16 protein-coding genes and 1 pseudogene are annotated in these 20,452 nt (G+C 66.0%); 5 read left to right on the top strand and 12 right to left on the bottom strand.

Annotation, left to right across the window (positions count from 1 at the left end; all coding sequences use genetic code 11):
• Positions 1 to 117 precede the first annotated feature (117 nt).
• From ACSQ76_RS09135 to ACSQ76_RS09120, 4 genes are all read right to left on the bottom strand, one after another.
• Positions 118 to 1,632: a tripartite tricarboxylate transporter permease gene (locus ACSQ76_RS09135; protein WP_306130563.1), complete on the bottom strand. Its 1,515-nt coding sequence runs from the start codon at positions 1,630 to 1,632 to the stop codon at positions 118 to 120.
• Positions 1,633 to 1,651: 19 nt separating this feature from the next.
• Complete coding sequence (locus tag ACSQ76_RS09130; RefSeq protein WP_437156330.1) at positions 1,652 to 2,158, bottom strand: tripartite tricarboxylate transporter TctB family protein; 507 nt, start codon at positions 2,156 to 2,158, stop codon at positions 1,652 to 1,654.
• Positions 2,159 to 2,233: 75 nt separating this feature from the next.
• A complete protein-coding gene (locus ACSQ76_RS09125) occupies positions 2,234 to 3,202 on the bottom strand; it encodes a Bug family tripartite tricarboxylate transporter substrate binding protein (RefSeq protein ID WP_437156329.1) in 969 nt (322 codons plus the stop codon).
• Positions 3,203 to 3,339: 137 nt separating this feature from the next.
• Positions 3,340 to 4,530: a pyridoxal-phosphate-dependent aminotransferase family protein gene (locus ACSQ76_RS09120; RefSeq protein WP_437156328.1), complete on the bottom strand. Its 1,191-nt coding sequence runs from the start codon at positions 4,528 to 4,530 to the stop codon at positions 3,340 to 3,342.
• A 122-nt stretch (positions 4,531 to 4,652) separates the two neighbouring features.
• Between ACSQ76_RS09120 and ACSQ76_RS09115 the strand changes: the two genes are divergently transcribed.
• Entirely contained in the window at positions 4,653 to 7,553 is a 2,901-nt protein-coding gene (locus ACSQ76_RS09115; RefSeq protein ID WP_437156327.1) for an FAD-binding and (Fe-S)-binding domain-containing protein, read from the top strand.
• Positions 7,550 to 8,236 carry a GntR family transcriptional regulator gene (locus ACSQ76_RS09110; RefSeq protein WP_306130558.1) on the top strand — a complete coding sequence of 229 codons (687 nt, stop codon included), beginning with the start codon at positions 7,550 to 7,552 and terminating at the stop codon, positions 8,234 to 8,236. Before ACSQ76_RS09115 ends, ACSQ76_RS09110 begins: the two co-directional genes overlap by 4 nt.
• 55 nt (positions 8,237 to 8,291) lie before the next feature.
• Here the strand turns inward: ACSQ76_RS09110 and ACSQ76_RS09105 are convergent.
• Positions 8,292 to 8,563: pseudogene (locus ACSQ76_RS09105) on the bottom strand (DUF2312 domain-containing protein).
• A 146-nt stretch (positions 8,564 to 8,709) separates the two neighbouring features.
• On the opposite strand from ACSQ76_RS09105, the gene ACSQ76_RS09100 reads away from it, so the two are divergent.
• Positions 8,710 to 8,925 (top strand): hypothetical protein, encoded by a 216-nt coding sequence (locus ACSQ76_RS09100; RefSeq protein ID WP_306130556.1) that lies wholly within the window; start codon positions 8,710 to 8,712, stop codon positions 8,923 to 8,925.
• Here ACSQ76_RS09100 and ACSQ76_RS09095 read toward each other — a convergent pair.
• The 7 genes from ACSQ76_RS09095 to ACSQ76_RS09065 form a co-directional block, all read right to left on the bottom strand.
• On the bottom strand, positions 8,918 to 10,966 hold the full coding sequence (locus ACSQ76_RS09095) for an enoyl-CoA hydratase-related protein (protein WP_437156326.1): 2,049 nt from the start codon (positions 10,964 to 10,966) through the stop codon (positions 8,918 to 8,920). The genes ACSQ76_RS09100 and ACSQ76_RS09095 overlap by 8 nt on opposite strands.
• Positions 10,967 to 11,060: 94 nt before the next feature.
• Positions 11,061 to 11,270, bottom strand: a complete 210-nt coding sequence (locus ACSQ76_RS09090; RefSeq protein ID WP_306130554.1) for a hypothetical protein — start codon at positions 11,268 to 11,270, stop codon at positions 11,061 to 11,063.
• Positions 11,271 to 11,561: 291 nt separating this feature from the next.
• A complete protein-coding gene (locus ACSQ76_RS09085) occupies positions 11,562 to 12,824 on the bottom strand; it encodes a FliM/FliN family flagellar motor switch protein (RefSeq protein WP_437156325.1) in 1,263 nt (420 codons plus the stop codon).
• Positions 12,825 to 12,964: 140 nt separating this feature from the next.
• Entirely contained in the window at positions 12,965 to 15,658 is a 2,694-nt protein-coding gene (locus tag ACSQ76_RS09080) for an ATP-binding protein (RefSeq protein WP_437156324.1), read from the bottom strand.
• A complete protein-coding gene (locus ACSQ76_RS09075; RefSeq protein ID WP_437156323.1) occupies positions 15,659 to 15,958 on the bottom strand; it encodes a hypothetical protein in 300 nt (99 codons plus the stop codon). It abuts the gene before it with no gap.
• Positions 15,955 to 16,323: a response regulator transcription factor gene (locus tag ACSQ76_RS09070; protein ID WP_057794204.1), complete on the bottom strand. Its 369-nt coding sequence runs from the start codon at positions 16,321 to 16,323 to the stop codon at positions 15,955 to 15,957. Before ACSQ76_RS09070 ends, ACSQ76_RS09075 begins: the two co-directional genes overlap by 4 nt.
• 83 nt (positions 16,324 to 16,406) lie before the next feature.
• The gene (locus ACSQ76_RS09065) at positions 16,407 to 17,714 is read right to left on the bottom strand and encodes a helix-turn-helix domain-containing protein (RefSeq protein WP_437156322.1); all 1,308 of its coding nucleotides are present in this window, start codon (positions 17,712 to 17,714) and stop codon (positions 16,407 to 16,409) included.
• 216 nt (positions 17,715 to 17,930) lie between these two features.
• Between ACSQ76_RS09065 and ACSQ76_RS09060 the strand changes: the two genes are divergently transcribed.
• Complete coding sequence (locus ACSQ76_RS09060; RefSeq protein WP_306130549.1) at positions 17,931 to 19,283, top strand: substrate-binding protein; 1,353 nt, start codon at positions 17,931 to 17,933, stop codon at positions 19,281 to 19,283.
• A 134-nt stretch (positions 19,284 to 19,417) separates the two neighbouring features.
• Positions 19,418 to 20,449, top strand: coding sequence for a branched-chain amino acid ABC transporter permease (locus ACSQ76_RS09055; protein WP_306130548.1), 1,032 nt, complete (start codon positions 19,418 to 19,420; stop codon positions 20,447 to 20,449).
• Positions 20,450 to 20,452 lie beyond the last annotated feature (3 nt).

Here is a 20,452-nt window from a genome sequence, read left to right as displayed (position 1 = left end):
CGAGTCTTCCCACGCGCTGAGCGCTTGCCAAAAAAAGGCAGGCGCAGGGTCCTCCCGCGCCTGCCGTGTGGTTCCGCGCTGCGGGCCGGGAGGGCGGCCGCAACCAGCGCAAGTGGCTCAGTCGGCCGTGTCGGCCAACGGTCCGTCCTTGCGGCGGTCGCGGGCCAGTTTGTACTGCCCGTAAAAGCCGTACAGCAGCGATGCGAGGCTCAGCAGCAGCAGGGTGGCGGTGATCGGACGGGCGGCGAATTCCAGATAGCTGTGATCGGCGATCATCAGGCCCTGGCGCAGGCTCTTCTCGGCAATGGGACCAAGCACCAGGCCGATGATGAACGAAGCCACGGGGTATTTCATCACCCGTAGAAGCACGCCCACCACGCCGAATGCCAGCATCACGCCGATATCGACCATGTTGCCGTTGAGCCCGTAGACGCCGGTCATACACATGACGATGATGGCAGGGCCGACATAGGCATAGGGCACCGTCAGGATCAGCGCGAAATAGCGCGCGGCGCGGACACCGAAGGCAAGCATGAGAACGTTGGCGAGCATCATGGCAATGAAGACCGAATAGACCAGCCGCGTATTCTGTTCCATCAGCAGGGGACCGGGAATGATACCATGCACCGTCAGGCCACCCAGCATGACTGCGGTGGTGGCGCTGCCCGGGATGCCGAGCGCCAGAAGCGGAATCATCGAGCCGCCCACGGCCGAGTTGTTGGCCGACTCGGGCGCGGCGATGCCCTCGGGCACGCCGGTGCCGAATTTCTCGGGGTGGCGCGACCAGCGGACGGCTTCGGAATAGCTGATGAAGGAGGCCGTGGTGGCCCCGACGCCCGGCAGTGCGCCAATGATGGCGCCGATGACGGACGAGCGGGCCAGCGTGCCGGTGCTGTCCTTCATTTCCTTGCGCGACGGCAGCTTCGTCGAGACATCGGTGATCGCGGTCGAGGACTTGTTGCCTTCGCCCACGCGAGTCAGAACCTCTGCCAGGGCAAAGGTGCCGATGATGACGGGCACGAAGCTGATACCGGTCAGCAGCATGTTGTTGCCGAAGGTATAGCGGCCCATGCCGGTGATGGGGTCAAGGCCCACGGTGGCGATGCCGAGGCCGATGAGGCCGGCGGTGAGGCCCTTGAGAACCGACCCGCCGCCGATCGAGGCAATCGCCGAGATGCCCAGCACGGCGAGGGCGAAATATTCGGGCGGGCCGAATTCCAGCGCCAGTTGTGCCATCGGCGGGGCCAGAAGCATCAGCACCAGCGTGCCGAAAATGCCCCCGATCGCCGAGGAGGCGAGCGCGATGCCCAGGGCCTTGCCCGCCTCGCCGCGCTTGGCCATGGGATAACCGTCGAGCGCGGTGCAGGCGGCCTCAGGCGAGCCGGGCGTGTTGAAGAGGATGGCGGAGATCGACCCGCCGAACGTCGCCCCGACATAGACGCCGCCGAGCAGCAGAAGGCTTTGCTCGCTCTCGAAAGCGTAGGTGAAGGGAATCAGCAGTGCCACGCCGACGATGCCGGTCAGGCCCGGGACAGACCCGAAGGCGATGCCCCAGATCACGCTGAAGACGATGAAGAAAAGGTTGGTCGGGCTGCTCACGATATAGGTGAGCGCGTCGAGATATTCGGCCATTGGCGCAGGTTCCCGTGGATCAGTAGAGAAGCAGGCTGAAGTCGTAGAACGGGCCGACACCCCGCGGCAGCGGAAGCGACAGGCCGTAGGAGAACAGCAGCGTCAAAAGAATGGTGAAGACAGGTGCGAAGACGACCTTGATCCAGAACTTTCCACTCGGGATCATCGCCGAGGCGGCCCACAGGAATATCACCGTCGACAGCAGGAACCCCACCTTGCCGAATGCGATGAAATACACCAGCACGAGAAGACCCATTGCCACCATGCGTCCGATTGCGCCCCAATCCGCCGGGTTGACCGAGGTCGAAGCGGGCGCGCGGCGCGCCGCCAGCCAATCACGCAGGCTGCCAAGTGCGACAAGACCAGAGGTGACCGCCATCAGGCCGAAGGTTATCTTGGGCCAGAAATCGGTGTCGATGCCTTCGTAGCGCGGCGAGACGGGGAACCCGTCCGCTATCAGCCAGAACCAGACCGAAATCGCGCATAATCCGAAGGCGAACGAAAATTCTATGACGTTTTTGGACATGTCCGCTCCTGCCGAGACATTCATTGGTCGAGGGGCGCCAGGCGGCGCCCCCTTTTTCGGTGGGTAGAGCCGATACTACTCGATATAGCCGAGTTCGCGCAGTACGGTCGTATAGGTCTCGATCTCGCCTTCGATGAAGGTCTGGAATTCATCGGGGCCCAGCAGTTCGGAACGGTATTGAAGTGCGTTCTGCTCTTCGAACTTCTTGTAGCTTTCCGCCGCGACCGCTTCTTCGATATCGGCATAAAGCGCCTCGGCGTTCTCCTCGCTGTCTTCGGCCTGCATGGCAAAGGCACGCCAGCGGCCCAGCGTCACGTCCCAGCCTTTCTCGGTTGCGGTGGGCACATCCTCCAGCACCGGCAAGCGCTCTTCGGAGAACACGACCAGCGGGCGCATGTCTCCCGAGTCGTAGAGACCGCGTGCGGGGCCGTATTCCTCGAACATGGCATCAACCTGGCCCCCGAGGGTGTTGGAGACCATCTCGGACGACGAGAATGGCACGGTGACGAATTCAGCGTCGGCTTCCAGACCGAAAAGACCCACGGTGATCTCGTCAAAGCCGGCCGCGCCGGAAAGTGCAATCTTCAGGTCGCCGGGATTGTCCTTGGCATGCTGGACGAACTGGTCGATCGTCTCGAACTCGCTGTCCGCAGGCACCCAGATCAGGGCCTGGTCGTACTGGACGCGGGCCAGCGGTTTGAAATCCGCCATGTCGATACGGCCCTGGACGTGCGCGATGATCTGCGCCGGGCTGATCGCCATCAGCGAGTGACCGTCGGCGGGACGCTGGGTGAAGTTCACGACAGCGGGAATGCCGCCGCCACCCTGGACCGAGATCGACACCATGCTTTCGCCGGTGATCTCCTCGAACGGTTGCGCCACGGCACGCACGAAACGGTCGGTGCCGCCGCCGGGGCCGTACTGGTGCACGACCTCGACGCTGCGCGACGGGTAGTCGTCCTGCGCCAGGGCCGGGGCGGCCATCATGCTGGATCCGAGCAGGGCCACGATCGCAGTAGGTTTGATGATTGAATGGAACGTCATTTGGTTCTCCTCCCTTGGGTTCCTCGTTTCACTCCGGATGTCCGAAGCGGTTTGCGTCTTGGTGACTTGCCGGTGTTTCCTTTCAATTGGTCGACAAGTTAAGGCCCGGCGCATCGCAGCGTCGGGCCCTGAGTTCGTCATGCGGCGACCAGCGTGGCCACGTCCGTTTCGTCAAGCACCTGCATCGCGGCGTCAACGCCGCCTTTCTCATGCGGGATGCCCGCCTTTTTCAGGCCCATCTCGACGCCGGACAGGGTGCCCATAAGCATGGCATCGTTGAAATCGCCGAGGTGACCGATGCGGAACACGCGGTCAGCCACCTTCGACAGGCCGTTGCCCAGCGAGATGTCGAAATGCTCCAGCGTGGTGGCGCGGAAGGCGTCGGCACTGTGGCCGTCGGGCACGACCACGGCAGTCAGAACGCCGCTTTCCTGGCCCTGCTGGCGGCACAGCACCTCCAGCCCCCAGGCCCGGACCGCCGCGCGGGTGGCCTGACCGTGGCGCTGGTGCCGGGCGAAGACATTGGGCAACCCTTCCTCGTGCAGCATCGCGATGGCCTCGTTCAGACCGTAAAGCAGGTTGGTGCCCGGCGTGTAAGGGAAATAGCCGGTTTGGTTGGGGCCGCGCATATCCTGCCAGTCCCAGTACGAACGGCGCATCCCGCCGGATTCCGAGATCTTCATCGCCTTGGCGCTGACCGCGTTGAACGACAGGCCGGGCGGCAGCATCAGGCCTTTCTGCGAGCCTGAAACGGCGACGTCCACGCCCCACTCGTCAAAGCGGAAATCGACCGAGGCGAGGCCGGAAATCGTGTCGACCATCAACAGCGCGGGGTGGCCGGCCTCGTCGATGGCACGGCGTACCTCGGCGATGGGGGAGACCGAGCCGGTGGAGGTCTCGTTATGCACGACGCAGACCGCCTTGATCTCGTGGTTGGTGTCCTCGCGCAGGCGCTGGCCGATGGCCTCGGGGTCGGCGCCGCCGCGCCAGTCGCCCTCGATGAACTCGGCCTCGATGCCAAGGCGCTTGGCCATCTTGTTCCACAGCGTGGCGAAGTGGCCGGTCTCGTACATGACCACGCGGTCGCCTTCGGACAGGACGTTGACGAGCGCGGCTTCCCACGCGCCAGTGCCGGAGGACGGGAAGATGAACACGTCCTGCTCGGTCTTGAAGATCGTCTTCATGCCTTCGAGCGCCTGCAGGCCGACCGTGGCGAAATCCGGTCCGCGGTGGTCCATCACCTGGGCCGAAATGGCGCGCAGGACGCGGTCGGGCACCGCACTGGGCCCGGGAATCTGCAGAAAATGGCGGCCAGCTTTGTGCGTCATGGTGTCTTGTCCTCCTCCCGGATGCGGCCCTGTGTCACCGAACCCGATTGCATTTTTAATTTTGAATTATGTATCACGAAGCTGTATCACGATGTCAACACCGCAGCAGGGAGGAACGGGAAATGCTTGAAGAGGCGCTGAAAAAAGGCTTTCGCGGCGACATCATGTTCGACACCCCGTCACGCGGGCGCTATTCGACCGATGCGTCCTTCTACCAGATCACCCCTAAAGGGGTGGCGGCGCCGACGGGGCGCGAAGACGTGGAAATCGCGCTGGCGGCGGCCGCCGAATCGGGTGTGCCGCTGACGGGCCGGGGTGGCGGCACCTCGCAATGCGGGCAGACGGTCAACTCGGGCCTGATTCTGGACAACGCGCGGTATTTCAACGGTATCATCGAGCTGGACGTGGAGAATCGCCGCGTGGTGGTGGAGCCCGGCATCGTCCTTGACGAATTGAACCGCGCACTGAAGCCGCACGGGCTTTGGTACCCTGTGGATGTCTCGACCAGTTCGCGCGCGACCATCGGCGGGATGGCGGCGAACAATTCCTGCGGGGGGCGGTCGCTGCGGTACGGCACGATGCGCGACAATGTCCGGTCCATCGACGCCGTGCTGCATGACGGCAGTTTCGCGCATTTCGGCCCGGTCACCCGCGAGGGGCTGCGTGGCAACGGCACGTTCGACCGGATCGCGGCGGACATGCTGGATCTGGGCGCGGAGCACACGGCGCTGATCGACGCACGGTTTCCCAAGCTGACGCGGCGGGTCGGGGGCTATAACCTCGATTCGCTTGTGCCCAATGGCGAGGACGTGAACCTGGCGCATCTGCTGGTTGGCTCGGAAGGGACGCTGGCCTATTTCACCGCCATCGAGCTGGACCTGTGGCCGCTGGTGGGCGACAAGGTGCTGGGCATCTGCCACTTCCCCACCTTCTACGAGGCGATGGACGCCACGCAGCACCTGGTCAAGCTGGACCCGTTGTCGGTGGAGCTGGTCGATTCGACGATGATCGGGCTGTCGCGGCAGATCCCGATGTTCCGCCCGACGATCGAGCAGGCGGTGCGCGGGGAGCCTGCCGCGCTCTTGCTGGTGGAATTCGACGAGGGCAGCGCGGAGGGCAATGCCGCCAAGCTGAAGGCGCTGCACGAGACGATGGGCGACCTTGGATTCGACTGGTCGCATGACGGCAAGGGCTGGGGCGGCGTGACGGATGTGACCGACGCCCGCCTGCAGGCGCAGGTGACAGAGGTGCGCAAGTCGGGCCTCAATATCATGATGTCGATGAAGCAGGAGGGCAAACCCGTCTCTTTCGTCGAGGATTGCGCGGTCGAATTGAAGGACCTTGCGGACTACACCGCCGGCCTAACCGAGATTTTCGAGAAGAACGGCACGCAGGGCACCTGGTACGCCCACGCCTCCGTCGGATGTCTGCACGTGCGTCCGGTGCTGAACCTCAAGCTGGATGAGGATGTCAAGAAGATGCGCGCCATCGCCGAGGAGGCATTCGACCTGGTGGCGCATTACAAGGGATCGCATTCAGGTGAGCATGGCGACGGGATCGTGCGGTCGGAGTTTCACGAAAAGATGTTCGGGCCCGAGATCACCACACAATTCCTGCGGGTGAAGGATCAGTTCGACCCCGACCGGAGGTTCAACCCCAACAAGATCGTCGAAGCGCCGAAGATGGATGACCGGTCGCTGTTTCGCTACACGCCCGAATACGAGGTGAAGCCGCTGAAGACAGCGTTTGACTGGTCGGCCTATCCCGGCGCGGGCGGCGGTTTTCAGGGCGCGGTCGAGATGTGCAACAACAACGGGGCCTGCCGCAAGCTGGCGGGCGGGGCGATGTGCCCGTCCTACCGCGCGACCCGCAACGAGCGCGACGTGACGCGAGGCCGGGCCAACACGCTACGGCTGGCACTGTCGGGGCAGTTGGGGCCGGATGCGCTGACCTCGGAGGCGATGGCCGAGACCATGAAATTCTGCGTGTCGTGCAAGGCGTGCAAGCGCGAATGCCCCACGGGCGTCGACATGGCCAAGATGAAGGCCGAGGTGACGGCGGCCCGGGTCGAGAAACACGGGCTGGGCCTGCACGAGCGGCTGGTGGGCTACATGCCGGATTACGCGCCCTACGCCGCGAAGGTGCCGTGGCTGATCAACATGCGAAACAGCATCCCGCTGGTGGCCCGCCTGATGGAAAAGCCCACCGGCTTTGCCGCTTCGCGGAAGCTGCCGCACTGGTCGTCGAAACCCTTCCGCGACAGCGAGGCGCAGGACGAGAACCCCGATGTCATCCTCTTTGCCGACATCTTCAACCGGTATTTCGAGCCCGAGAACCTGCGCGCCGCCCTGCGGGTGTTGCGCGCCGGGGGCAAGCGCGTGGCGGTGGCGACCGATGGGGGGCGTAAGCCTCTGGACAGCGGCCGGACCTACCTGTCGACCGGCCTGATGGACAAGGCGCGCAAGACCGGCCAGCGCCTGCTGGATGCGCTGGCGCCGCACGCCGAGAAAGGCCTGCCCATCGTCGGGCTTGAGCCGTCCTGCCTGCTGACCCTGCGCGACGAGATTCCGGCGCTCCTGCCCGGTGCGCAGGCAGATACCGTCGCGGCCCGGGCCAGAATGCTGGAGGAATACATCGCCGAGGCCACCGAGGCCGGCACCCTGACCTTGCCGCTCAAATCGCTGGGCAAGCCGCTGAAGCTGCATGGCCACTGTCATCAAAAAGCCCACGATGTCATGCCTGCCGTCCAGAAAACGCTGGCGCTATTGCCTGAAACCGATGTCGACATTATAGAATCCAGCTGCTGCGGCATGGCCGGTTCCTTTGGCTATGGCGTGGAAACGGAAGAGGTGTCGCGCAAGATGGGAGAGATCAGTCTCTTCCCCGCGATACGCGAGGCGGGGGATGCGATCATTCTGGCCGACGGCACGTCCTGCCGTCACCAGATCTCCGACGGAACGCGGCGCGAGGCGCTGCACGTGGCGCGGGTACTGGACATGGCCCTGGAGGAGCGGCGAACATGAACGTGCAGAACAAGGGCGTTCAGACATTGCGGCGGACATCGCTGCACCAGGAACTGGCCGACGGCGTGCGCGAGTTGATCGTCAGCGGCCAGCTGGCGCCAGGCACGAAGGTCCCCGAGCGTGAACTCTGCGAGATGTTTGGCGTGTCGCGCACCCCTCTACGCGAGGCGCTCAAGGTGCTCGCCTTCGACCGGCTCGTCGTGCTGGAACCCAACCGCGGCGCCTGGGTCAGCCAGATCACCCTTGGCGATCTCGAGGAGGTTTTCCCGGTGATGGGCGCGCTCGAGGCGCTGTCCGGCGAACTGGCCTGCGAACGCATCACCGACGAGGAGCTCCGCGAGATCCGCAAGCTTCACGATCAGATGGTCGGCCATTTCGAGGCGCGGCGGCTGGCCGAGTATTTCGACCTCAACCAGCAGATCCACGAAGCCATCCTGGCCGCCGCCCGCAACGAGACGCTGACGGTGCAGTACCGCTCGCTGGCCACCCAGGTCCGGCGCGCGCGGTTCGTCGCCAACATGACCGAGGCGCGCTGGAAGAAAGCCACCGAAGAGCATGAGGTGATCATGGCCTGCCTCGAAGCCCGCGATGGCGACGGGCTGGCATCGATCCTGCGCAAACACCTTCAGAACAAGCTTGAAACCGTGCGGGACTGGCTGATCGCCAACGGCGCGACAAAATAGTTGTGCCAACCGCCGCCTGATCGCACCATCGCTTCCGGCGGCGCCTGCCGATATTTTACGCCATTCCAAGGGCTTCCTTGTACATTTCCAGAACCGCCTCTTCCTCGGCGATATCGTCCTTGTCGCGCTTGCGCAGCGCGATGACCTTGCGCATCACCTTGGTGTCATAGCCGCGCGCCTTGGCCTCGGCCATCACCTCTTTCTGCTGCTCGGCAATGTCCTTTTTTCCTGCTCCAGCCGCTCGAACCGTTCGATGAACTGGCGCAGCTCGTCGGCGGTCACGCGATAGCTGCTGTCGGGGCCGGGTTGCGGGGTCTGGTCATCCATGAAGGCTCTCCAAGGTCAGGGCTGGACCCCTTGACTACAAGCGCGCCAGTCCCCCCGCAAGCCCGTTTTCGCGCCCTGCCGCTTGCGATGCGCGGCGCGATGCGCTACCCGCAGCCGCACCGATAAAGGTCGATTGGAGGCGTCTGATGGAAATCCTGATCTGGCTCGGCGCGGCGGTCACGCTTGCCGGTCTCGCTCTGCTCGTCTGGTGCATCCTGCGCGTCATCCGCGCCCGGCGCGCCGGCCTTTCCGACGACGACCTGCGCGCCACGTTGCAAAGGATCCTGCCGGTCAATACCGGCGCACTCTTCCTGTCGGTGATCGGCCTGATGCTGGTGGTTCTGGGCATCGTGCTCAGCTGACAGCACCGCCAAAGAACCGCCGGCCGAACTTGACCATCTCTTCCAGCAACGCGGGCGGCGTCCACAGGTCCTGCCCCAACGGCGCCAGCACCTTCATCGCCCGCACCAGGCCCAGCAGACCACCCCTATCGGGCCCGGAATCGGCCCACAGCAGCGGCCCGCCGCGCGCAGGGTCAAAGCCGTAGCCCCGCACCATGCACAGGTCCATGTCCGAGGCCCGCGCCACTGTGCCCTCGCCAAGCATCCGTCCGGCCTCGGCCACCAGCGCCGCGTGCAGCGCCCGCTCCAACGTCACATCGGGCACCTCGGGCAGGTCGCGTTGACCCTCGCGCCATGCGTCCATCCAGCCCGCCAGTCCCGGATCGGGCGCCAGCGCCTGTCCATGCGACGCGTAAAATCCCTGTCCCGGCGTCTTGCCGGCGGCCACCGCATCGGCCCGCGCGTCCAGCAGTGCCAGTTCCGGCACGCTGCCGAAAACCCGCCGCAGACGCGCCACCGTCACGCCGATCCCGTCCGTCTCGATCAGTTCCAGCGGCCCGCGGGCAAAGCCCAGTCGCCGCGCCGCATCCTCGACCGCCTGCGCGCCGGCCCCGGCCCGCATCAGCGCCAGCGCGGCCCGCTGCACCGCCCCCATCAGGCGGTGCCCGATCATGCCGGGCCGGTCGGCACTGCGCAACACGACCCGCCCGGACCCCGCGAAATACCGCATCACGGTCATCACGGCATCGGGTGCCGCACCTTCGGGGACGGCCAACTCGACCAGCGACAACACATGCGCCGGGCGATAGGCCCGCAGCGCCAGAACCTCGACCGCCTCGCCCAGCTGCGCACGCCGCGCAGACGCGCCGTCGCGTCCCGATACCAGGCACCAGACCGTGCCTTTGCGCACCGCCGCCGCGCCGGGATCGCCGCCGCCACCGTCCAGCACGAGGTCGGCGGCCATCAGCACCACCGGATCGCTGCCATGGCTCAGCCGGGCCAGCCGCGAGTCGCGCTCGTTCGGCGTCATCCGCTTGCGCGCCACCGCCCCCTCGTAGACCGCGCGCGCCCGGGCCGCCAACGCGGCACCCGCGGGACCGGGTGACAGCACCGCCACCCGCTGACCGCGATCGAGGCAATAAACCGCCAGTTCCGCCAGCACCGGGTCCGAGCCTGTCAGCACCACGGTACCGATCTCGCGCGCCCTGCCCTCCTGCGCCTCGGGCCAGGCCAGTGCCCGGCGCTCTGCGGCGTAGAGATGTCGCGACGCGCGGGCCTCGGGCCGCCCCAGACAGGCCTCGAACGCCGCTTCCTCGAAGCGCAGCCCCTGTTCATAGGGCAAAAGCTGCGCCGCCTCGACGCAGCGCAGAATGTCGCCCTCGGCCGTGTCGGCGGAGCGCACCCGGGCGGCCACCTCCGCGACCGCGCCACGATACGCGGCCGGGTCGGAAAACCCGCGGTCGATCTGGCTGGCCCGTGGAAAATCCGGCGCCTGGGCAAACCTTCGGGCCGTGGCCAGCGCTGCGGCCAGCGGCGGTTCTTCTGTGACGGCGGCGAACAGCTTGGCAAGGCGCGGCTCGCTCGCATCGAGCGGCCGTCCCGACAAAAGGATCTCAAGGGCCGCCTGCGCCCCCAGAAGCCGCGGCAGGCGCTGCGTGCTGCCGCCGCTCGGCATCAGCCCCAGGCTGACCTCGGGCAGCGCCACGCGGCAGGTTTTGTGCGCCACCCGCGCATGTGCCGCCAGCGCCAACTCGAAGCCTGCGCCCAACGCCGCGCCTTCCAGCGCGGCCACCACAGGCTTGGGGTGGGTTTCGATGCTGCGGGTCAGTGCCCCGATCCACGGCTCGGCCAACTCTCCGTCGAATTCCGACAGGTCGACGCCGGAACAGAACGTGCCCCCCGCCCCGGTCAGCACCACGGCGCGTGCGGTATCATCTTCCGCGGCCCGCTCCAGCGCTGCGGCCAGGTCGCGCCGCATTCCGGGCGACAACGCGTTCGCCTCGCCCCGCGCGAGACGCAGGACGGCCACGCCGTCTGTCAGCTCGTAAATGACTTCGGACACTGCTCTTTTGCGCCCCGGCATACCTCAGATCACAGGCGGATTAGACCCTTACCCCGGGCCCATGCGCAAATGTTTTGAGCGGCCGCAGCAGCGATCAGACCGGCATATTCTCGAACTGTGCCTCGATCGCCTCATCCAGAAGCGTCTCGTTCAGGCGCTGCAGTTGCGACGGCACCGGCTCGCCGGCATGGCGCATCTGGCCCAAAAGCCCCGCCAGCCGCGGTTGAAGCCGATAGCGTTCGGCCTCTTCCAGGTCTAGGATTTGTCGGTGCAACTGTTTGATTTCCTGTGTCAAACTGGTCATGGCATCTCCTCCCAGGGGGCGACCTGCCGCGTCCGGTCGAAATGACCGCAGGGCCCGCGCCACAACCATAGCATGAGACAGCACAGAAACAGAAGCATTGCGCCCCGTAAAAGACGCTTTTCGCGGCTTTCCGCTCGAATTGCGCGGCTTTTGGGCAAACCCGCGCGAAACGGCGTCACCGGGCGTGTGCAAGACCGCCGTCGCGACATCCGGCACAATGGTCGAAACACCAATTCAAAGGCCGCACCGCACGCCGCTGCCTCCCCGGGTGCAAAACCCCTCGGGCGCCAGCTAGCCAAGGCTCGGGCCGCCGGGCATGGGCAACTCGTCATCCGCACCCTCGGCCTCGAACCGGGCGGCGGCACGCGCCAGTTCCTCTTCCACCAGCGTGTCCAGGCCCTCGTCCCCGTCACCGTCGCTTGACAGCAGATCCGGCAGGCCCGCGCCCGCCATGTCCAGATCCGGCAAGCCCGGCATCTCGCCCACCCCCTCGGGCGGCGACAAATCAGGAAGGTCGCCGACATCGTCGATCACGTCCAGCGCGGGCAAGTCCGGCGACGCCTGCGGAAGATCGGGCAGACCGTCACCGCCCCTGCCACCCGCGCCCGCCACCTCCGGCCCCGCGGCGCCCCGCGCCTCGGAGGCATGGCCCCGCGCCCCATCCGCCACCGCGTCTTCCGCTTCGCTTTTCAGAAACATGCGCACCGCGCGGAACCCGTTCAGCTGTCCCAGCCTGGCCGGGGCCACCTTGTGCCCCTTGGCACCGATAACCCGCGCCTCGGTCACCGTTTCGGGCGAGAGTTTCAGGACCGTGCCCGGCACCCAGCGGCAGATATCGCGAAGCGGCAGGCGGATGGGCGCCAGCACCGCGTCCAGCATCACCGGCGCGTTCATCGCGTTCTCTTCCAGCTTGCGGGCCAGCGTGTTGCCGTCCGACGCTTCGACCTCCGGCGCGGGCGGCGGCTCGGGCAGGATCAGCTCCATCATGCCGGTCTTGGCACCGGGACCGAAATCCACGCTCAGCCGGTAAAGGTCGTAGTCCGGCGCCCAAAGCGCCAGTGCCAGCGCCCGCCCATTCTCGACCCGGTCGCCGAACCGGAAGCGGGCCGCGTCCGGCATCCGGTCGCAAGCGTTAACCTGCTCGGCATAACTGTCCAACACCGCATCCATCAACGGCTGCACGATTGCTCCGTCGGTCGGCGTGAAGGGGCGCGGTTTCGCGTCGCCCTGCCGCACCTCGCCCATAAGCTGCACCTCGATCAGAGCCATCACGAACTGCAGGTCCAGCTTGATCGCGCCCGGCGGCCCGTCCAGCCCGTCCAGCAGGATCAGCAGGCCATCCTCGCCCGCCAGCGCCTCGATGCCGGTCAGGGTAACGCTTTCATGTTCGACCATGCGCACGACCAACGGCAATTCGAACTGCGCCGCCGCCGCCTTGGCCAGCGCCAGGCGCAGCGCCTTCGAGGGCGACATCTCACGCGCGTCGAACTCGTCGCGCGCCACCTTGGCCTTGCGATGGATGACAGATGCACTGCTGGCGGGCTCTGCGCTCATGACCTTTTCCTGCCCCTCCTGCTATGGCGGTCGCCGGGTTCGACGCGGCGCACCGGGACGCCCGCCCGCCGGGCCGATCCGGACCGGGCGATTTTGCGGCAGTTAACCGCAAGAAGGTTACGATAGGATTTATGCCCGCTCTACTGCGCCGCCTCGACAGCCGCGCCCTGCACCGCCGGCAGATAGACCCGGAACGCCCCGCCCGCCTGCCCCGGCAGATATTCGATCCCGCCGCCCAGCCGGGCCATGATCTCGCGGCAGATGGCCAACCCCAGCCCCGCGCCACCGGCCTTGTTTTCGCTCACCCGCGAGAATTTCTCGAACACCGTGCCCTGTTGGCCGGCCGGAATCCCGTTGCCGTTGTCGATGAAATCCACCTGAAGCATCCCGTCACGCTCGGCCACACGAATATCCAGACGCGGCTCGGCGGCATCGCAATACTTGCGCGCGTTCGACATCAGGTTGATGAACACCTGCGCCAGCCGGTCGGTGTCTGTATGCAGACGGATCTGGTCGGCGCGCGCGTCACGGCGGACCGCCATTTCCCCCTCCGACAGCCCTGCCGCCACCTCGGCCCGGTCCAGGAGCGGCCCCAGCGTTCCTTCCTGTAGGTTCAGCACGATCTGCGCGTTCTCCAGCACACTGAGATCCAGAAGATCGTCCAGAAGCCGGGTCAGGCGCACCGCCTCGTCATGGATGATCGACGCATAGCGGCTCTGCTCGTCGGGGCGGATCCCGGCACCGTCGCGCAGGATTTCCGAGAACGCCCGGATCGACGTCATCGGCGTGCGCAACTCGTGGCTGATCTGGCTCAGGAAGGCATCCTTCTGCACCGAGATCTGGGTCAGCTTTTCGTTCGCCTGCCGCAGTTGCCGTGCGGTCCGCGCCTGCTCCTCGGTCTTCATTTCCAGCTGGCTGGAATATTCCATGATCTGCGCGGTCTCGTCGGCCACCGCCATCAGGTCCTGCACCGACACGCTGGCGCCGCCCACGATCTGGCTGATCATCGCATGTGCCGTCGCCGCCCCGACCGAGCCCGCCAGCGACCGTTCCAGCCGGCCCAGGAAATCGGGCGTGGGTTCCGGCAGATAGCCGCTGACGCCCTGTTCGCGTGCCGCCTCGGCAAAAAGCGCCTGCGCCTCCTGCGCGCCCATGATCCGCTGTGCCATGATCATCAGGTCCTCGCTCTGCGCCAGCCCACCGGTCCAGCCGCCCGATGGCGTCGAATGGTCGAACACGTTGACGAACTGCGCGCCCTGCAAGCGCTCCACCGGCTGCGGGAAGCTGACCAGCGACACCGCCGCGAACACCACGATGTTGAGCGACAGGCTCCACATGAAGGCATGGATGACCGGGTCCATGCCCTGCGCCCCGAACAGCGCCTGGGGCCGCAACCAGGACAGGCCCATCAGGCCGTTCTCCAGCACCCCTTGCGGCATCACCGCCGAGGCGCCGAAGCTGGGCAGGAACAGGCTGTACATCCAGACGGCAAAGCCCACGGCAAGCCCTGCCAGCGCCCCGCGCCGGTTGGCCCCGCGCCAGAACAGCCCGCCCAGAAGCGCCGGCAGGAACTGCGCCACCCCGACAAAGGAAATCAGCCCGATCGCCGCCAGCGCCGCGCCACCGCCCGAGACGCGGAAATAAAGGTATCCCAGAAACAGGATCACCATGATCGACAATCGCCGCGCCCGGATCGCCACCGTCCGCACGTCGCCCGAAATGACGGCGCTGCCCCCGGTCATCCACAGCCACACGGGCATCACCACGTGGTTCGACACCATCGTCGACAGCGCGATGGCCGCCACGATCACCATCGAGGTGGCGCTGCTGAACCCACCCAGGAACGACAGGACCGCCAACCCCTCCTGCCCGTTCACCAGCGGCAGCGTCAGCACGAAGAGATCCGGGTTGGCGCCCGCGGGGCTGAGGTCGAGGCCCACCGCCGCGATCGGCACCACGAACAGGCTCATCAGCATCACATAGGTCGGAAACGCCCATGAGGCGGTGCGCAGATGCGCCTCGTCCTCGTTTTCCACCACCATCACCTGGAACATCCGCGGCAGGCACATGAAGGCCGCCGCCGACAACAGCGTCAGGCCCACCCAGCGGCTGCCCGGCACCTCCCACCGCGCGATGGCGCTTTCGTCGATCCGCGACAGGGTCTCCTCGACGCCGCCCGCCAGGCCCCAGACCACGAAGATTCCGACCGCCAACAAGGCGCAGAGCTTCACCACCGCCTCCAGCGCGATGGCCATCACCAGGCCATGATGCCGCTCGTTGGCGTCAAGGTTCCGGGTGCCGAACAGGATCGTGAACACCATCAGGCCGAAGGCCACCCACAGCGCCACGCCGGTCTCGCTGATCTCTCCGGTATGGGTGGGGTCGACGGCGGCGAAGGCGGCAAAGGAAATCGTCACCGACTGAAGTTGCAGCGCGATATAGGGCGTCGAGCCGATCACCGCCAGGATCGTGACGAAGACCGCCAGCGCGTTCGACTTGCCGAAGCGGCTGGAAATCAGGTCGGCGATCGAGGTGATGCGCTGGCTGCGCCCCACCCGCACCATCTTGCGCAGGGTCCACCACCAGCCGATCATCACCAATGTCGGGCCTAGGTAGATCGTCAGGTACTCAAGCCCCGACCGCGCCGCAAAGCCGACAGCGCCATAGAATGTCCAGGCCGTGCAGTAGATCGACAGCGACAGCGTGTAGACGATGGGCGAACGCAACCACGTGCCTCGTCCCCGCGCCGCCGCCCGGTCCGCCGCGAAGGCCACGCCGAACAGCAGCGCCACGTAAAGAAGACTGACAAGGACAATGGCGTTGAGCGCGCCCATTCATCCCTCCCGGGAGACACCCACCTGCTCGTCCGCATCGCCTTTCGCACCGGCCGGGTCAGCCGTCTCCGGCCCCGACAACCGCCGCGACACGATCCAGCCCAGCCCGATCAGCGCGCTCCAGCTGAGAAAGATGTAGAACATCACCACGACCGTGCGCGCGCCCTCGCCGGACTTCCACAGAAGCGGCAGCACGAACATTCCCGCGCCCAGCACCGGCAGCAGCCGCGCGGCATCCATCAACCGGCGCTGGAAATAGGCCCGCCGCGCCAGAAATACATGCCCCCGCTCGGGGCTCATGACGGCACCAGCGCCCGCACGGCGTCCAGCACCTCGGCATTGGAAAACGGCTTGGTCATGTAGCGATTGGCCCCGGCCCGCTCGGCCATCTCGAGGTCCTTGGCCTGGCCCCGCGCCGAGAGCATCAGCACGGGCAGGCTTGCAAACTGCGCCTCGGCCCGGATCTCGGACAGGATGTCGAACCCGCTCTTGCCCGGCAGCATCACGTCCAGGATCACCACGTCCGGTTCGCGCGCGCGAACCGCCTCCATCGCGTTCTGGCCGTTGGCGTGGGTCTTCACCTCCCATCCGTCACGGGACAGGATAAAGCTCACCGCCTCGATGATATTCTGTTCATCCTCGATCAGAAGTACGGTCTTCCCCATCTAACCGGCCTCCCCTCCGATCAAAGTCCTCTCCCGTCCGATGACTATTGCGAAACTCGTCGGCCCTGTCAAAAGAACATCGCTCATAACCGGTCCCGCAGGACCGATCCCTCGCGCCGCGCAAGGCAGCCCTCGATCGGACAGATCCGGCAGGTCACTCCCACGGGCCGGCCTTGCTCGCGCTCAGGCCCGCGCCGTTCGGGCAACAACAGCATGTAGGCCCGCGTCAGCGGCGGGTTGTCGAACCCCGCCGGCACCGTCTCCTCGGCAACCGCCAGCGCCCGCACCCGCAAATCGCCCTGAACCAAAACGGCCTGCACCGGGCGCGCCGGCTGGCCCAGTACCTCGTAAAGTGGCCACATGGCACAGCCCGCCCCGCTGCGCGGCGTGGCGAACCCCATGACCGTCTTGCGCAGGATCAGCGCCCCGGCACCGTCCACGACGATCAATCCAACCGGCCCCACCATCTCTTCGGGTAGCATCGCCAGGCGCCGGAACACCTGCGCCAGCGATCTGCCGGTGGCGCGCGCGATGGCGTCGGGCGCCGGGCCATGTGCTGCCAGCTGCGCCTCCATCTCGTCGCGCGGCAGCGCCCGCGCATCCTCAAGCACCTGTGTCAACGCCACCCGGGCCAACGCCCGCGCCGCCCGGTGCTCGATCTCCGCCACCAACGGCTCTACCCGCGCGACCGCACCCCAGCCTTCCAGCTGCGGAAAATGAAAACCGTGGCGCTCAAGGAACGCGTGCATCTCGTCCTGCGGCGAGGTCACCTCCGCGCCGGCCTCGGGCGCGGCTTCGAGGTAACGCATCAGCGCCTCGGCTCCTTCGGCCAGCCGGGCGCCATCCTCGTTGATGTTGCGGTGAAAGCGCATCTGCCATTCGGGCTCCAGCTCCCGCGTCTCGGCCAGTATCGACGCGGTCGAGCGGATCGACGTCACGGTCGAAATCACCTCGTGCAGCGTCGCCGACAGTTCCGGGTCGTGCGCCAGTCGCTCGCTCAATGCCTTCACCGTGCGTTCCAGCGCGTCGCGCTGCCGGCCCAGGTCGGCCAGCCGCCCGGCCCAACCGGGAAAGCGCCCCACGAACTCCTCGACCCGGTCGAGTTCGGGCGCGACTTCGGCATACGCCCCGCCGGTCTTGGTCTCGCCCGCCGCCTCCTGCAAGGCCGCCAGAAGCTGCGACTGCACGCCCTCGGTCAACGTCGCCGGCTCCACGCCCAGGGCCTCGGCGATCTGCAACAGGGTGCGCCCGCCGATTCGACGCCGGTTATGCTCGATCAGGTTGAGGTAGCTGGGCGATATGCCCGCCGCCGCCGCCAATTCGGCCTGCTTCAGGCCGGCCACCAGCCGCCGCTGGCGAATGCGCGTGCCTGCCATTCCGGTTTCGCTCATGCCGATAGTCCCTTTCCACTCAGGCCTTCGCCACCTTTAGAAAACAAATTTACAGATTTCTGCGCTGCATTGAAGATTTTATTTACAAAAAAGGCGTTTGCCACAAGGCGCTTGTTGAACGGTTTTCAGTGGCGCCCAATAATGCCGACAGCACATTTGTGCGTGCGGCCCGGCTTGAGGAGGCCCGGCCGCAGAAACACTCAAGGGAGGGATTCAATGTCCAAAACTGACCTCACGCGTCGTGGCCTTCTGAAGACCAGCGCCATCGCGGGCGCCGGCGTCGCACTGCCGACCATCTTCACGGCAAGCTCCGCCGCCGCGTTCACCAACGAACCCACCGGCGACACCGTCACGCTGGGCTTCAACGTGCCGCAGACCGGCCCCTACGCCGATGAGGGCGCGGACGAACTGCGCGCCTACGAACTGGCGGTCGAGCACCTGAACGGTGGCGGCGACGGCGGCATGATGAACACCTTCTCGTCCAACGCCCTGCAAGGCAACGGCATCATGGGCAAGAAAGTAGAATACGTCACCGGCGACACGCAAACCAAGGCCGACGCGGCCCGCGCCTCGGCCAAGTCGATGATCGAGAAAGACGGCGCGGTGATGATCACCGGCGGCTCGTCCTCGGGCGTGGCCGTGGCCGTGCAGGCGCTCTGCCAGGAGGCCGGCGTCATCTTCATGGCCGGTCTGACCCACTCCAACGACACCACCGGCAAGGACCGCAAGGCCAACGGCTTCCGCCACTTCTTCAACTCATACATGTCGGGCGCGGCGCTCGCGCCGGTGCTGGCCAATGCCTACGGCACCGACCGCAAGGCCTATCACCTGACCGCAGACTACAACTGGGGCTACACCACCGAGGAAGCCGTGCGCGCCTCGACCGAGGCCATGGGCTGGGAAACCGTCGCCGCCGTGAAAACGCCGCTGACGCAGACCGACTTCTCGTCCTACATCGCGCCCGTGCTGCAATCGGGTGCCGACACGCTGGTCCTCAACCACTACGGCGGCAACATGGTCAACTCGCTGACCAACGCCGTGCAGTTCGGCCTGCGCGACAAGCAGGTCAACGGCAAGGACTTCCAGATCGTGGTTCCGCTCTACAGCCGCCTGATGGCCAAAGGTGCCGGCGAGAACGTCAAGGGCATCTTCGGCTCCACCAACTGGCACTGGTCGCTGCAGGACGAAGGCTCCAAGGCATTCGTCAAGTCCTTCGGCACCAAGTACGGCTTCCCGCCGTCCCAGGCTGCACACACCTGCTACGTTCAGGCGATGCTCTACGCCGACGCCGTGGAACGCGCCGGGTCGTTCAACCCCTGCGCAGTGGTCGAAGCGCTCGAAGGCTTCGAGTTCGACGGCATGGGCAACGGTCCGACGCTCTACCGCGCCGAGGATCACCAGTGCTTCAAGGACGTGCTGGTCGTGAAAGGGAAAGAGAACCCCGAAAGCGAGTTCGACCTGCTCGAGATCGTCGAGGTGACCCCGGTCGACCAGGTGACCTACGCCCCCGATCACCCGCAGATGGGTGGTGCCGACGCGACCCTGGGCGAGTGCAACGACGGCGCCTGACCGTACGGGCCTGACCTGACAGACACCGACGCGGGCGCCCCGGCTGCGCCCGCGTCCACCACCAAGCCGGACCACGCGCCCCGCGCGCGTCCGTGATCATAACCGGTATATCTGCAAACCCGAGGGGCACTCCGATGGAAGCCATCATCCTGCAAGTTCTCAATGGGCTGGACAAGGGCTCGGCCTATGCGCTGATCGCGCTCGGCCTGACGCTGATCTTCGGCACTCTGGGCGTCGTGAACTTCGCGCATGGCGCGCTGTTCATGATCGGTGCGTTCTGCGCCGTCACGTTGAGCCGCATACTCACGCTCTCCCGCACCGTCGTCGACGAAACGCAAACCGACTTCCTCGGCAATCCGCTCCAGGTCCAGGTGCCTTACGTGCACGACTGGTTCGGACAGGCCACGGGGGACGCCATCATCGACTGGGCCGTGCCGCTGTCGATCCTCTTCGCCATCCCGGTGATGATGCTGATCGGCGTCGTCATGGAACGCGGGCTGATCAAGCATTTCTACAAGCGCCCCCATGCCGACCAGATCCTCGTGACTTTCGGTCTGGCGATCGTGCTGCAGGAAATCATCAAATATTACTACGGTGCCAACCCGATTCCGACCCCGGCCCCCGAGGCCTTTACCGGCTCGTTCGACTTCGGCGCCATGCTGGGGCTCGATCCCAACGTGGTGATCTACCCCTACTGGCGGATCATCTACTTCGCCTTCGCTGCGGTGATCATCGGCGCGGTCTTCGCCTTTTTGCAGTTCACCACCTTCGGCATGGTGGTGCGCGCCGGCATGGCCGACCGGGAAACCGTGCAGCTTCTGGGCATCAACATCGACCGCCGCTTCACCATCATGTTCGGGCTCGCCGCCGCGGTGGCGGGCCTGGCGGGCGTCATGTACACCCCGATCAACTCGCCGAACTACCACATGGGCATGGATTTCCTCGTGCTCAGCTTCGTGGTCGTCGTCGTCGGCGGCATGGGCTCGCTTCCGGGCGCCGTGCTGGCCGGGTTCCTTCTGGGCATCCTGGAAAGCTTCGCCTCCATGCGCGAAGTGCTCGAGGTCCTGCCCGGCATCAACCAGATCATCATCTACCTGGTTGCCATCATCATTCTGCTGACACGTCCGCGTGGCCTCATGGGCCGCAAGGGCGTCATGGAGGACTAAGCC

Source organism: Roseovarius sp. B08, from assembly GCF_051417955.1.
Taxonomy (GTDB): Bacteria; Pseudomonadota; Alphaproteobacteria; order Rhodobacterales; family Rhodobacteraceae; genus Roseovarius.
Note: the sequence above shows the minus strand (reverse complement) of the source record. Positions and strands in the feature narration are given on the sequence as shown.

Bases quoted from the DNA above. Each gene is read 5' to 3' on its own strand.
- ACSQ76_RS09090 (WP_306130554.1), bottom strand. From the start codon at position 11,270: ATGACCAGTTTGACACAGGAAATCAAACAGTTGCACCGACAAATCCTA.
- ACSQ76_RS09065 (WP_437156322.1), bottom strand. From the start codon at position 17,714: ATGAGCGAAACCGGAATGGCAGGCACGCGCATTCGCCAGCGGCGGCTG.
- ACSQ76_RS09085 (WP_437156325.1), bottom strand. From the start codon at position 12,824: ATGAGCGCAGAGCCCGCCAGCAGTGCATCTGTCATCCATCGCAAGGCC.
- ACSQ76_RS09075 (WP_437156323.1), bottom strand. From the start codon at position 15,958: ATGAGCCCCGAGCGGGGGCATGTATTTCTGGCGCGGCGGGCCTATTTC.
- ACSQ76_RS09135 (WP_306130563.1), bottom strand. From the start codon at position 1,632: ATGGCCGAATATCTCGACGCGCTCACCTATATCGTGAGCAGCCCGACC.
- ACSQ76_RS09130 (WP_437156330.1), bottom strand. From the start codon at position 2,158: ATGTCCAAAAACGTCATAGAATTTTCGTTCGCCTTCGGATTATGCGCG.
- ACSQ76_RS09125 (WP_437156329.1), bottom strand. From the start codon at position 3,202: ATGACGTTCCATTCAATCATCAAACCTACTGCGATCGTGGCCCTGCTC.
- ACSQ76_RS09070 (WP_057794204.1), bottom strand. From the start codon at position 16,323: ATGGGGAAGACCGTACTTCTGATCGAGGATGAACAGAATATCATCGAG.
- ACSQ76_RS09120 (WP_437156328.1), bottom strand. From the start codon at position 4,530: ATGACGCACAAAGCTGGCCGCCATTTTCTGCAGATTCCCGGGCCCAGT.
- ACSQ76_RS09110 (WP_306130558.1), top strand. From the start codon at position 7,550: ATGAACGTGCAGAACAAGGGCGTTCAGACATTGCGGCGGACATCGCTG.
- ACSQ76_RS09080 (WP_437156324.1), bottom strand. From the start codon at position 15,658: ATGGGCGCGCTCAACGCCATTGTCCTTGTCAGTCTTCTTTACGTGGCG.
- ACSQ76_RS09055 (WP_306130548.1), top strand. From the start codon at position 19,418: ATGGAAGCCATCATCCTGCAAGTTCTCAATGGGCTGGACAAGGGCTCG.
- ACSQ76_RS09115 (WP_437156327.1), top strand. From the start codon at position 4,653: ATGCTTGAAGAGGCGCTGAAAAAAGGCTTTCGCGGCGACATCATGTTC.
- ACSQ76_RS09100 (WP_306130556.1), top strand. From the start codon at position 8,710: ATGGAAATCCTGATCTGGCTCGGCGCGGCGGTCACGCTTGCCGGTCTC.
- ACSQ76_RS09060 (WP_306130549.1), top strand. From the start codon at position 17,931: ATGTCCAAAACTGACCTCACGCGTCGTGGCCTTCTGAAGACCAGCGCC.